The organism is Thermostichus vulcanus str. 'Rupite', assembly GCF_022848905.1.
Lineage (GTDB): Bacteria > Cyanobacteriota > Cyanobacteriia > Thermostichales > Thermostichaceae > Thermostichus > Thermostichus vulcanus_A.
Map to the genome: position 1 here is coordinate 1 of NZ_JAFIRA010000011.1, position 13,381 is coordinate 13,381.

8 protein-coding genes and 1 pseudogene are annotated in these 13,381 nt (G+C 51.1%); 2 read left to right on the forward strand and 7 right to left on the reverse strand.

Annotated features, from left to right (window positions below):
* A pseudogene (locus JX360_RS06040) lies at positions 1–104 on the forward strand (IS5/IS1182 family transposase); the annotation flags it as partial.
* Between the two features lie 8 nt (positions 105–112).
* On the opposite strand, the gene JX360_RS06045 reads toward JX360_RS06040, so the two are convergent.
* Both JX360_RS06045 and JX360_RS17705 read right to left on the reverse strand, forming a co-directional pair.
* Positions 113–862, reverse strand: a complete 750-nt coding sequence (locus tag JX360_RS06045; RefSeq protein ID WP_244349748.1) for a protein phosphatase 1 regulatory subunit 42 — start codon at positions 860–862, stop codon at positions 113–115.
* Positions 816–5,624 (reverse strand): VWD domain-containing protein, encoded by a 4,809-nt coding sequence (locus JX360_RS17705; protein ID WP_244349749.1) that lies wholly within the window; start codon positions 5,622–5,624, stop codon positions 816–818. Before JX360_RS17705 ends, JX360_RS06045 begins: the two co-directional genes overlap by 47 nt.
* A 659-nt stretch (positions 5,625–6,283) precedes the next feature.
* Here JX360_RS17705 and JX360_RS06055 point away from each other — a divergent pair.
* Positions 6,284–7,513: an LL-diaminopimelate aminotransferase gene (locus JX360_RS06055; protein ID WP_244349750.1), complete on the forward strand. Its 1,230-nt coding sequence runs from the start codon at positions 6,284–6,286 to the stop codon at positions 7,511–7,513.
* A gap of 55 nt (positions 7,514–7,568) precedes the next feature.
* Here JX360_RS06055 and JX360_RS06060 read toward each other — a convergent pair whose 3' ends face one another.
* From JX360_RS06060 to JX360_RS06080, 5 genes are all read right to left on the reverse strand, one after another.
* A complete protein-coding gene (locus tag JX360_RS06060) occupies positions 7,569–8,537 on the reverse strand; it encodes a Gfo/Idh/MocA family protein (protein ID WP_244349801.1) in 969 nt (322 codons plus the stop codon).
* 180 nt (positions 8,538–8,717) lie between these two features.
* Complete coding sequence (locus JX360_RS17710) at positions 8,718–11,405, reverse strand: MGH1-like glycoside hydrolase domain-containing protein (protein WP_244349751.1); 2,688 nt, start codon at positions 11,403–11,405, stop codon at positions 8,718–8,720.
* A 103-nt stretch (positions 11,406–11,508) separates the two neighbouring features.
* Entirely contained in the window at positions 11,509–12,315 is an 807-nt protein-coding gene (locus JX360_RS06070; protein ID WP_244349752.1) for a glucose 1-dehydrogenase, read from the reverse strand.
* 66 nt (positions 12,316–12,381) lie between these two features.
* The gene (locus JX360_RS06075) at positions 12,382–13,017 is read right to left on the reverse strand and encodes a (2Fe-2S) ferredoxin domain-containing protein (protein ID WP_244349753.1); all 636 of its coding nucleotides are present in this window, start codon (positions 13,015–13,017) and stop codon (positions 12,382–12,384) included.
* Positions 13,001–13,288, reverse strand: a complete 288-nt coding sequence (locus tag JX360_RS06080; protein ID WP_244349754.1) for an Asr1405/Asl0597 family protein — start codon at positions 13,286–13,288, stop codon at positions 13,001–13,003. The genes JX360_RS06075 and JX360_RS06080 overlap by 17 nt, the downstream gene beginning before the upstream one ends.
* Positions 13,289–13,381 lie beyond the last annotated feature (93 nt).

The following is a 13,381-nucleotide window of genomic DNA, read 5'->3' on the forward strand; positions in this document are numbered from 1 at the left end:
GGTTTCGACGACTGAGTAAGGACTACGAGTTGTATACAGAGGTGAGCGAGGCGATGATTTACGGTTCATTGCTGCGGTTAATGGTGAAACGACTGGCAGCTTAATTCCCTCTTTATAAATCAGCTCTCAAATTTGGCAGGGCACTTACTGGTGGCAACCCTGACAAGCTCGTTAGTGGGTTGCGAGACACATCTAAAATCTGTAGACTTGACAAATCTACCGAAAGTCCTTCTAAGTTCGGAAATGAATTGTGGTTTAATATTAGAACCCGTAAATTGGGCAAGCTGCTTGGCATATTCGGAATCTGGGTGAGAGAGCGATATAAGTCTCCAGCGCGATAAGCGCTAAAACCTAGGTACAGCTCTGTCAGGTTGGTAGGAAGCTCAAGCAAATCAATTCCATTGGATCCAACCGCACAGTTTAGATTTACTCTAAAGTCAGTTGCGTTACTGGCGTTGAGCCCAGCAAGAGTGCTAATAGAGTTAGCTCCTAGATCTAACTCTTGCAGTTTGGGCAAATTGGGATAACCTCGTAAATCGGTGAGCTCATTGTAAGCCAGGAAAAGCCTCTGTAATTCCGGTAGGTTAGGTAATCCCTCAATGCTAGTTAACTTATTGCCCTCCAGATCTAAGATTCGTAGGTTAGGCATGGTCGGCATACCTTCAAGAGTACTGATCTGACGATAAGAGGCATCGAGTTCAGTTATGGATGCCAAGTCAGATTCTGTAATCTCACCAGCGGGTTTGCCAATCGATGTACGGATAGCTGCACTCAGGCCAGGATCCATTCCGTCAGTAAGTGGTGGTGGTGGACATTTAGAACGGTGGACATTCAGAATCATTCTTTTGAGGGCTAAATTCAATGTTCACTCCTGGGAGCCTAGAGGGAAGACCAACAAGGTAAGACTGGGCTAAGCAATTGAAGCTGATGTTTAGATTGTCACCAGAACTTAGCCCATTTCCATAAAGATCCACAATCCGCTCAATATCAGTTAAGAAGTTGCTACTGATGTTGATATTGTTAATACTTGGCAGGTTGGTAGGTAAACCCTCTAACGAACGCAGCTCGTTAGGCCAAATGCTCAATAACTCTAGAGCAGGCAAGCTGCTTGGCAAGCCTTCTAAACTGATTAACCCTGTTCCATTTATAGAAAGTACTTTCAAGCTTGGTAGTGTACTCGGCAATCCATTCAGACGTCTCAAGCTACCTTCACCTACTCCCAAGAATTCTAGTTTTGGCAGTTCCAAGGGCAAACCTGTTAGGTCGTTCAGCTGATTTCCACCAAGGGAGAGAGCACGCAATTCTGGTAAAGCTGAAGGAAGGCCAATTAGATTTTGTAACCTGTTATCGGAGATGTCTAAGGATTCAAGACTGGGTAGAGGAGGTAGCCCAGCTAGAGTTTGGATCCCTCGATTCTTAGCGTTTAGCTCTCGTAAATTGATAAGATCGGATGCAAGGAGGGATCCAGATGGCTTAGCAATAGCCTCTCGAATTATTGCTTCTAATCCTGGATCCAAAACTAGAGGCTGCTCGCCACCAGCATTGACTGTGACTGATCCTGCTGCTTCTGCACTCCGATTGGTTTGATCTGTAACAGTCACTCTGTAACTGTAGGTTCCTGCCGTAAGGCTTGATGGGAATGGATAAGTAAACTCACAAGTTAAAGATCCAACTGAACAACCCGTGAAGGCGGTGGATAAAGTCTCATCAAATGATATTCCCGGACCATTGATGACCAAACGAATTGACTCTAACCCCGATGGGGTACTTACTGATAGTCCTAGGGTAATTGGATCTCCTAATGTGACACTTGCCGGTACTGATAAGATAATTGTCGGAGGTTCTGCTATGGGGAGTGACTCAATTGGCGGATTTGCATCTGTGAAGACACTGGCAAAAGCTTCACCCGCTATGGCAACGTCTACGGTACAGGCTTCTAGCAGAGCTGGATCCGTAATGCCTCTAGACCGGCAGACAGCTTCAGCCGCATCTCTCTCATCAGGATCCAAACTCTCAGAAGTTACAAACTCTGTTGGCATACCTACAAAAGAGCTAGTATCTTGCCCAGGCTCATAGTCAAACAGTGATTCCGACTGTGTAATTCGCCAACTTTCACCGAACACATTATACAGGTCGTCAAGTGCAACTGGAGGTAGCAAAGTTTGTCCAGATCTTGTAGTGATATCATTGGCACGATTGCGATCGAAATTGCCCAATAGACCCGATACTCGACCTAAGCGTGTAGAGGAAATAAACACCTCAAGATCCACAGACTGTAGAGCAAAAGAGGGTTCGTTAAAAATGTTGACTCGAACAAACTCGCCATTCGGCCATACTAGCCGATACCGAGAGCTTGACTCCCGCAGCAGAACACCTCCGTTTTGGAACACGAACCGATTACCAACATTAATCGAAATAGGGGCTCCATCCACCCGCACTTGTGGCCCGTAGAATCCAAGCCGCTGGGATCCCATCTTGATAGCAACTGCAGCATTCAAAGTGACGTTTGCCCCCGTCCTCACAGGTATTTGCCGAGTCTGTATCTGGATCTCGTCATCATCAGACTTGACGAGCCAAAACTCACCTTGCCCATGGAAGGCGTAGTAGAGCCCATCTAAAGTCTTGAAGTGTGGATCCCCGATTGTAAAGCCGTCGCTACAGTCTTCGCACTCTGGAAGAGGAGTTGGAGTCGGGGTTGGGGTTGGAGTCGGCCCCCCACCTCCACCCGGAAGTCCGCCACCGCTGCCGGGTGGATTTCCCCCACTGCCGAAGCCGACTACAATTGGTAGACCTCCTCCAGCAGGAGGATTACAGTTGGGCTCGATATCACAAATATCTTTTGCGGAAATGGTTCCACGATCTTCTAGAACAATTTCCTCGCCGTTGAAAGTGGTTCTATAGCGAACTATAATGCCAAGCTGTAGATTACCAAGATTCTGATCTAAGACCGCTGTTGTTGTGAATATCCCATCAGAATCCGTAGAACCCATGCTTTCACTCACAGAACCATTATTGCTGAGAACTTGGATTTCCACCTCAAGAGACTGACCTGTAGTGATGTTTCCTTCCTGATCTCTCAATCCAGCATGAACTAAAAGTGGATATGGAGTACCATCTTCAATGACTTCAGGAAACTCAACTAATTTAATTTCTGGATCAAAATCTGGGCATCTAGTATCAGGAGGGTCGATGACAATGTTAATCGGCGAACTCTCTGCAATTTTCTTTCTGCCTTCGAAATCGCCAGCACTAAACACTACAGCTTTGATTGATCTTACTCCTTCATCCTCCTCGTCAAAAAAGCAACTGCCTAACCATAGAACTTCTCCTTCTTTACTTTCTGCGATGTATCCTAGCTCAGAATCTTCCCAGCCAATCCAAAAAGACAGGGAATCAAATTGCTGCGGCGAATAAGGCAAATCAACACTAAGGGAAGGAATATCTATACCTAGAGAACCTAGAGGACTTAGTAGATCAAAGCTGAATCGACCAAAGTCACCCTTCAAAAATCCTGGGGGGAGGAATCGGATATCTTCAGTGGAGAAAGCTGTGACGTCAAGAGATAAACCGGGAGCAAGTTGCGCCGTCGGTAACGGTTGCGTTGTGGCCAAGAGAGGAACCTTGTCCGAACGTCGATATGATGAAGGAAGGGGCAGCTGGATATCTGTATTGTAGTTTCTGGGCTGGGAACCGATACTACCTGTAGCTGATGGAACAACAGCAACCTTCGGCCCACCACCTGAATATATTTTGAATTGAACTTCAGGCTTAATTTGAAGCTTGAGGGAGCCATCAAGGAATGTATTTCCCCGCAGAAATGGCACTACTTCAAAACCCGCTTCCTGACGCGCAAACCAATCTGATCCATCATAGCCAAGGTGTAAGGTAGCATTGAAATTTTGATCAAATCCTATGTTGCCTCCTCTCACAATGGCAGATAGGGAAGGTTCTATCCCGAGCTTAACCTTAAATTCTGGTTCCACCCAAGCAGGAATTGGTCCAATAGCAAATAGTATCCGAGGCTTTGGAATTCTATTCAGTAAACCCAGAGCCCTCTCAGTTAGATCCTGCTCAAGAGCCAAATCAATTTTTGCTTGTCCATCTAAAGCAAAGCCAGCTACTGACGACTGTTCTAACTCCATCAAGAGGTTGAAATAGCTGATCCCTAAATTGTCAGTGATCTCCCTTCCAAATCTGATCTCTCCTTGAAAATTTGGCTCAAAATTAAGTTTTAAATAACCTTGACCTAGGAGCTCCAACTGACCCCTAATGCCACTTGTCTTGAATTTTCTCGCTAGAATATTTAATTCCCTGCCTTTTAACAGGCTGTGTTCAACTCTAGCCGAAGGTATATAGATCAATGGAATAACAAATGCATCCTGAGGAATGTTTTGAATATATTTTTCGCGAAGATCGATTTGGCTGCTGAGTCCTGTAAAGACAAAGTTGTCTTGAGCTGAATAAGTCCTAAGTAAGCCATCTCGAGAGAGTACTCTTTCCTCAGGCAAATTAGTAATGCTGAGGTCGAATGAGCCTGAGAATTCTCCCCCTCCCTCAAAGATAAGTTCACTTATCCATACGAGTTCAGTAACCAACTCCAAGACTCCTTCCCCTCGTCGCAACTCCTTTATCCTCATAGGTGGAACTTGCATATTTGCTCCAACAATGAAATCTCCCGTTTTCAATGTAGGGAGCTCTTGATTGTCTCTCAGAATCAGCGTAAACTCATTAACTGTTTGTTCTTCGATAAGATCTGGATCAAAAGTTGACTGTATAATCTGGGTTCCTCGATCTGGCAACACCTTAATATGTGGAGCAACTTTAACATCGGGGGGACTAACAGTAAAGCTGACTCGATCAAAGCTGGCTCTTCCTGCAGTTCTCACCCGAGCTGTAATGGTTTCCATGAGAGCCTGCGAGCCAGCATTGTAAGTGAAGCTGGGGCCGGATCCCATGGGTCGGCCTTGATGATCCAGCCACTCAATTAACCTAGACCAATCATTCCCCTGTTCGTCTACTGCTGTTGCCTGAAGTGAGATAGAGTCACCTGTAGTTCGAGGTTGTCCATCTATTTGATCTTGATCGGTAATTCTCACTACCAAACCATTTGCTGGAGGCAATCCACTAGGCTGCCCATCTCCAGTGGGTGATGGGGTAGGGGTGGGAGCTGGACTAGATTCTGTACCTCCACCTCCTCCAGGGGCAGTGGGGGAGCTTGGAAATGGAGTCGGGGTAAATCCTGGAAAGAAGGGAGCTGGAGAAGCCATTTGAGGCAACTCAATGTTGGGGCTTATTTTGCAGGATACCTGTAGAAGTCCCAGACAAACTTGCTCTATACTCTCAGCAGTTTCTAAGCCAAACAATGCACCTAAAACAACCCCAAAATCCTCGATGTTGCCAATCAGTCCGTCACCGTTAAAATCGTAAAGTGCTATGTTGACTGCTTGGGCAGCTAGAATTTCTTCTTCAGAAATCCTAATTCCAAAAATATTAAAAATGATTTCTTGAATTTCCATCGCTGTTGCATTTGGACTTATGATTCGAGCCAAAGCAACCATAAAGTCTCTGAGATTAAAAATTATAGACTCCCCATTAACTAAGATAGTGGCTGTATTGGTGCTCACAGTTGGAGCAGGCTCAATAGTTGGTTGGTTGGGGGTAGGCTGAGTTGTCGGGGCAGCGCTAGGCGCAGACACTGTAGGGGATTGGGGAGGTTGTGTTACTAAAGGTGTAGAGAGAGAAAGAGTTGAAGGGGAGCCGCCGCCACAACCCACTATGAACCCCAAGGCAGAGCTCAGGATAGAAATCAAGATCAACCTTTGAGGAGCTTTGACTCTGTAACTCACAGCACACCTCCGGAACATGATGACTCAAACTGCCTGACCCTTAAATCTCGCCAGCCACCAAGCTCGTACTCAGTTCCAACAGTTAGTTAAGGCGAGAAGTCATAAGCCCTAATAGATAGGGAGAGAAAGATCTGTGTATTAAGCAGAATTGCAGGATTTATATTGACACTGCATGATTAAGGAAACCCACGCCAAAAGGTTAATTCTCGGTTAATCTGTAGGCTTTTTCTTGTTTGAATTTATACCGGTCATACTGGAGCGGGCATCCCCTTGATGGAGTTGATTAAGGGGGAGTGAATTTAAAAAGTAAAAATGGACTCTACTTTAAACTTAAGTGTGCCAACTGTGTTGACCAACTGCTGATTGGGATCTTCCGTCTCTGGAGCCAGGGTCAGCTACACTGTAGGGCCGATAGACATTTTCTTTGCTCAACCCCTATGGCCAGGATTAACGACCACTACCTGAAACTGAAGGCCGGCTACCTTTTCCCGGAAATTGCCCGACGGGTGCGAGCCTTTGCCGAAGCCCATCCTGACGCTCCCATTATCAAAATGGGCATTGGCGATGTGACTGAGCCTCTGCCGGAAGCCTGCCGGACGGCCATGATCCGGGCGGTGGAAGAGATGGGGGATCCGGCTACTTTTCGGGGCTATGGGCCAGAACAGGGGTATGAGTGGTTGCGCCAAGCAATTGCTCAGCATGATTTTCAGGCGCGGGGCTGTGATATCGATGCGTCGGAGATTTTTGTTTCCGATGGCTCGAAGTGCGACTGTGGCAACATCCTCGACATCCTTGGCCATGAGAACACCATTGCTGTTACGGATCCGGTTTACCCCGTTTATGTGGATACCAACGTGATGGCTGGACATACGGGGCCAGCCAATGACCGGGGGGAATATGCGGGCCTGATCTACTTGCCCATTACCGCCGAGAACCAGTTCACCGCCAGTATTCCCACCCAAAAGGTGGATGTGATCTACCTGTGTTTCCCCAACAATCCAACGGGGGCAGTAGCCACCTGTGAGCACTTGCAGGAGTGGGTTAACTACGCCCGTGCCCACGGATCCCTAATCCTGTTCGATGCCGCTTACGAGGCCTACATTAGCGAACCTGGGATCCCGCATTCCATCTATGAGGTGGAAGGGGCGCGGGAATGCGCGATTGAATTTCGCTCCTTTTCCAAAACGGCGGGCTTTACCGGCACTCGCTGTGCCTTTACCGTGGTGCCCAAGTCCCTGAAAGGACAGGCTGGTGATGGATCCCGAGTGGATCTGTGGAGTCTGTGGTACCGTCGCCAATCCACCAAGTTTAATGGGGTGTCCTACATTGTGCAGCGGGGGGCGGAAGCAGTTTACACAGAAGCCGGACAAGCACAAGTCAAGGGCTTGATCCGGTTTTACCTGGAGAATGCCCGTATTATCCGGGAGCAACTGATGGCGGCTGGGATCCAGGTTTATGGCGGCGTCAATGCCCCTTATGTTTGGGTGAAAGCACCTGCCGGCCTGAGCAGTTGGGATTTCTTTGATAAGCTGTTGCACCGCTGTCATGTGGTGGGTACGCCCGGCTCCGGCTTTGGTAGTGCTGGGGAAGGGTATTTCCGTCTGTCGGCTTTTAATAGCCGCGCCAATGTGGAAGAGGCAATGCGCCGCATCACCAGTACCTTTTGAGAGGATGGGAGAGCATTCGTATCAGCTCGGACCAGCCAAGGGCTGTTGATCGAGCTTAGCTCTGGTCTTGGAGGCGAATCACCTGTTGGGTTTGGGCAGACCGCTCAGCGGCCTCGGCAACGGCTAGGGCATGCAGCATGTTCTCGGTGTTGACGTAAAGGGGACTACCGTGGCGCAGGTGCTCTAACACCATATGGGTATCCTGCTCGAACAGCCCATGACGGGATCCCGTCTCCAGCGGGTGAGCACTACCGGGGCGCAACAACATGGCCTCCTCCCCGTTGATCAGCAGGCCCCCCCGTTGCCCGTGCAGTTCCAGCAGCCGCTGTGAACACCACAAGGAGTCCCCTTTGCCATAGGCCAGCACCGCCACCAAGCCATCGGCAAAACTGAGTTGAGCGGTGCAGTAGCAGCTGCTATAGCGGTGGGGCAAATCCGGGCCATCGTAGCGCAGTTGGCAGCTTACCCGTTCTACAGGTCCCAGCAAATCCACCAAGCGGTGAATGCGGGAAACAGCCCCCATGAGCGGGAAACCAAACAACTCCGGTTGATAGGTCCAGCGCTCGGGGGCGGGGTGGGTGGCGGTGAGGGTAATGTAGCGAACGGCGAAAAGCTTGCCCAATCCTTCCAGTTCCCGTTTCAACAACAAATGCACACCGCTGATCAGTTCGATGTGCTCGACGTGCAAGAGCACCTTTCGCTCCGCTGCCAATTTGACTAAGGAACGGGCTTCGGCAGCATCAAGGGCAAGAGGATATTCCACAACGGTGTGAATCCCTAACCCCAAGGCAGCGCGGGCAATGGCGGCATGATCGCGATTGATGGTGCTAACAAACACCAAGTCCAGCTGATGATCGTGCAGCAGGGTTGACCAATCGGGACAGGCGGTGGCCCCAAACTCTGCGGCAAAGGGACTGGTCCGATCAGGATTTCGACCGGCAATGGCCACAATTTGCGCTTGCCCATCCTTTCGCACCGCTTCAGCCCGTGAGCGCGCCGCGTAGCCCGTGCCTATGATCCCCACCCGCAATGTCTGTTTCCTCCCCTGAGTGGCTAGAACAAGTTGGCCTGTGGAGCCCTGTTTGTAGCATCACATAGGAGGGATTCCCTGTACCAGCCCATAGCTACTCGTCCTTCAGGTTCACCCTGTCTGCTTAGCGGTATAACATCAATGGAAGTCAATGAAAGACGGACTCAGGCGGGTTTAGGAGTGACTTCCCCCCACCTGTTGAATCAACGCTGCCACCAAGCCTGTCCAGCCCGTTTGGTGGTTAGCCCCCAAACCACAGCCGCGATCCCCATGAAAATACTCATAGAACAGGATCAAATCCCGCCAATGGGGATCCGTTTGAAAGAGGGCATATTCGCCGTGGACAGGCCGCCGATCCGTTTGCGGATCCCGTTCAAAGATGCGGATTAAACGGCGCGAGATCTCATCCGCCACTTGATCGAGGTTCATCCACTGACCGGATCCGGTTGGGCACTCCACCTGGTAGTCTTCTCCCAAGTAGCGGTGGAATTGCCGCAGGGATTCGATAATCAGATAATTCATCGGGAACCAAACCGGGCCGCGCCAATTGGAATTGCCCCCAAACATGCCGTTGTCGGACTCGGCGGGAGTATAGTCGACCCGGTGCTGTTGGGATCCCACATAGAAGGTGTAAGGGTGCTCGGCATGATAGCGGGAGAGGGAACGAATGCCATAGGGGCTGAGAAACTCGGATTCGTCGAGCATTTTCTGTAGGATCAGCCGCAGCTTATCGGGATTGACAATAGCCAGCAAAGTTTTGCCCGACCCCTGTTGTGAGGTTTGTACCAGCGTGTGAATACATTGCCGCAGTTTGGGACGGTTGGCCATAAACCAGTCGAAGCGCCGTTTGAACCCTGGAAATTGATCAAAAACCTCCGGCTCCAAGACGGCGACCGCGAAAATGGGGATGAGGCCCACCATCGAACGAACTTTTAGGTGATGGCGCTCATTTTCAGGGGTATGTAGCACATCGTAGAAAAACTGATCCCTTTCATCCCAAAGGTTGACACTATCCCCCATGTGGTTCATGGCGTCGACAATGTAAAGGAAGTGCTCAAAAAATTTACTGGCAATATCTTCGTAGGTGGGATTAGTTTTGGCCAATTCCAAAGCGATGGTGAACATATTCAAGCAATACATGCCCATCCAACTGGTGCCATCTGATTGTTCTAAATAGCCGCCGGTGGGCAACTCGGAGCTGCGGTCAAAAATCCCGATATTATCCAGCCCCAGAAAGCCCCCCTGAAAGACGTTATTGCCATTGTTGTCTTTGCGGTTTACCCACCAAGTAAAGTTGAGGAGCAGCTTCTGAAACACCCGTTCCAAAAAATCGGGATCCCGATGACCATAAAATTCCTGCTCAATTTGATAAACGCGCCAGGTTCCCCAGGCATGAACGGGTGGATTGACATCGCTGAAGTGCCACTCATAGGCGGGTATTTGCCCATTCGGGTGCATGTACCACTCGCGGGTGAGGCGATCCATCTGGCGTTTGGCAAAGCTGGGATCCACCATGGCTAGGGGCAACACATGAAAGGCCAGATCCCAGGCAGCATACCAAGGGAATTCCCATTTGTCGGGCATGGAGAGGATGTCGTCGTTGAAGAGGTGCTGCCACTCGGTGTTGCGGGCTTTGTCACGGTGGGGGCGGGGATGGGCGGGATCCCCGCGCAGCCAATCTTCGATCACAAAGTGGTAGTACTGCTTGGTCCAGAGCAACCCGGCAAAGGCTTGCCGTTGAATCTGCTGACGGTCGCCACCACAGCCTTTGGGCACAAAGGTTTGATAAAAGGCATCGGTTTCCTGTTGGCGAGCCAGAAACACCTGCTCAAACTCTGCTCCAAAGGGATCCCGGATATCGGGCCGATCCGCCAGACGCAGCTGAATCACTTGGCAGTCTTGCGGTTGCACCAGCAGTTGATAATAGGCTGCCGCTTTGCTGCCGACTCGCTCTGGGTTCACTGCCGCTTGCTCTTGCTGAATGACATAGCGATGGAAGGCATCTTTGACGTAGGGCGTTGGGTTGGCATGGTTGTATACAGCCGCGTAGTTGGTTTCGTTTTCTGTAAACAAAAGATTTTGGTATCCGCTTGAGATTTGCGCGTACAGCCAGCGTTTGCCGAGGCTAGGGAAAAAGGGATCCGGTTCGGCACGGTGATCTTCTGCCTCGATCAGGGCGAAGGCATCGCCACTGGGAACTTGGCGCAGTTGCGGTCGGATCCGGCCTTCATCCCAAGACCAAATGTTGCGAAACCAAAGGGTGGGCAGTACGTGCAGCGGAGCGGGGGTGGAGCTGCGATTGGTGACTTCGATGCGAATGAGCAGATCCTCAGGGCTGGCTTTGGCGTAGGTGACGAATAGGTCGAAGTAGGCATTGTCCTGAAAAATACCTGTATCGATCAGCTCAAACTCGGGGTCGTGATAGCCGCGCCGCCCATTTTGCTCCACTAAAGTTTGATAGGGAAAAGCCTGTTGCGGGTACTTGTAGAGATAGCGCATGTAGGCATGGCTGGGGCTGTTGTCGAGGTAAAAGTAGTAGTCCTTGACATCCTCGCCGTGGTTGCCCTGGGGGCCGGTGAGTCCAAACAGGCGCTCCTTCAGAAAGGGATCCCGTTCGTTCCAAAAGGCGAGGGCAAAGCACAGCCGTTGGTGATTGTCCGAAATGCCGGCAATGCCATCTTCTCCCCAGCGGTAGGCGCGAAAGCGGGCATGGTCATGGGGAAAATAGCCCCAAGCATCGCCAGTCTCGCTGTAGTCTTCCCGCACTGTGCCCCATTGCCGTTCGCTCAGGTAGGGGCCCCAGCGCAGCCAGTGGGCTTTACGAGCCTGATGGTCGGCAAGGCGTTGCCATTCAGCATTCACGGTGAGTGTTCCTCATCTTGACGGCAGGTGCAGATCCGACGGGGATCCAACAGCAGGGTAAACCCAGTAAACCAAACCCAATAAACCCACAAGAATCAACGGGTTAGGCAGACCAAGCCTCCCGAAAATCGGCGTACAGGGTGAGGCCGCCATCGATGTAAAGGGTTTGCCCGGTGATGTAGGCAGCTTCATCGGAGGCCAAGAAAGCGGCAGCAGCTGCCATCTCTGCGGCCGTACCGGCCCGGCCCATGGGAATGTGACTCTCTACCACTGCTTTTTGCTGCGGATCCTGGACCCAGGCATCGTTGATCGGGGTGAGGGTGGCACCAGGGGCAATGCCATTGACGCGGATCCCTCGACCGGCGTACTCCAGGGCCAAGCTGCGGGTGAGGTTGCCCATGCCGCCTTTGCTGAGGGAATAGGTGAGATAAAAGGGGCGGGGAATGATCTCATGCACACTGGACACATTAATGATCACGCCGGATCCCCGCTCAAGGAAATGTTTAAGGGCTTCTCGGGCACAAAGAAAGGAACCGCGCAAGTTCACATTGAGGATGCGATCGTACTCCTCCAGGCTGATTTCATGGGCGGGTCGTTCGGTTTGGATCCCGGCATTGTTGACGAGGATATCTAGGCGCCCCCAGCGTTGAATCACCTGCTGAACCAAATGGACAACATCGGCTTCTTGAGAGACATCCCCCTGAATCAGCAGCGACTGCACATGGCAGGCTTCCACATCCCCACACACCTTTTCCATAATGGCGGTTTGGGTGTCCTCTGCTTCCTGGAGGCTTTTGCGGTAGTTGATGGCAACATTGCACCCCTCCTGGGCAAAGCGGAGGGCTATCGCCTGACCAATGCCGGAACTGGCCCCGGTCACCAATATCGTTTTCCCGGTTAATCCCTGCATGAAACTCCTGGGGCAACACCAGCCACATTTTAGGCGCTGAGTTTCAGCTGTCCAGGTTGGGGAGCATTAGGGAGCAACGGCCTGAGCAGACTGGGTAGAAGCGGTGGGTTTAGCACTGGATTCAGAAGGGGAAGGAAAATGGCGCTCCAGTAGAGCCGGGATCCCTTGCGAGGAGACACCACTGTAGCGAGCTTTGTCAGGCATAAACACAACATTGGGGCCCTGCTTGCACGCTTTCATACAGCCCACCCCCTGCACGCGGATAGAATCGGGGTAGGTGGCCAAATGGGCCTTCAAGGCTTGGATGACATCCCCAGCGCCCCGCCGACAACAATCGGACTTTTGGCAAACCAGCACAGTGCCCTTGGGCTTTGGGCCGGGATCCGTTGCTGAGGATCCGGCCTGTAGAGTCGGTGCAGGCTGTGCAGGGGACTGAGTAGGGCTGGGCTCCACTCGGTAGAGCACCCACTTCTCCTGCCCTTTGCGCAGATCCACTTCCCGTTCGCCCCAGATTTGGATCGGATCCCCCGGTTGCAGGGTGCGATAGAGCTGCGAACGAATGGGTTTGGGGATTTTGCCCGTGAATAGCTCGGATCCCGTCTGCCAACGTAAATACTTCAACTTGCCATCCGAGGAGGGCACAAAGCCCAAAAACTGCCCTTCCGATGCAAACGGGATCCCTTGCTTATGCGACTTGCCCATCTTGCCCCCCCGCTTGGATGTTCAATTGCCAGCAGGTTTCTAAACCCTGCACCAACTCCTGCCGACGGGCCGTATGCTGCTGGATCACACTCCGCACCTGCAGGGCTGCCAATAGCGTATTCATTTCCACCTGTAAGCCACCATCGCCGGTGCACACCGACGGGATCCCTAACTCCAAAAGCCGACGACAAATGCGCCAGCGCTCCCCAAAGGGAATATCCAAACGATAGCTACCAGAAGACACATTTGCGGGCAGAGAAACCGAGTTCATAGCCGGGATCAACACCTCCAAGTCAAAGAACAAAAAGCAAAGAAGAGTATTTCTCAATAAGCGATCAAAAAAATGGCGAAAAGGTAAATTGGT

Excerpts from the sequence above, each read along its gene's own strand:
- JX360_RS06055 (WP_244349750.1), top strand. The coding sequence starts at position 6,284 with ATGGCCAGGATTAACGACCACTACCTGAAACTGAAGGCCGGCTACCTT.
- JX360_RS06080 (WP_244349754.1), bottom strand. The coding sequence starts at position 13,288 with ATGAACTCGGTTTCTCTGCCCGCAAATGTGTCTTCTGGTAGCTATCGT.
- JX360_RS06070 (WP_244349752.1), bottom strand. The coding sequence starts at position 12,315 with ATGCAGGGATTAACCGGGAAAACGATATTGGTGACCGGGGCCAGTTCC.
- JX360_RS06075 (WP_244349753.1), bottom strand. The coding sequence starts at position 13,017 with ATGGGCAAGTCGCATAAGCAAGGGATCCCGTTTGCATCGGAAGGGCAG.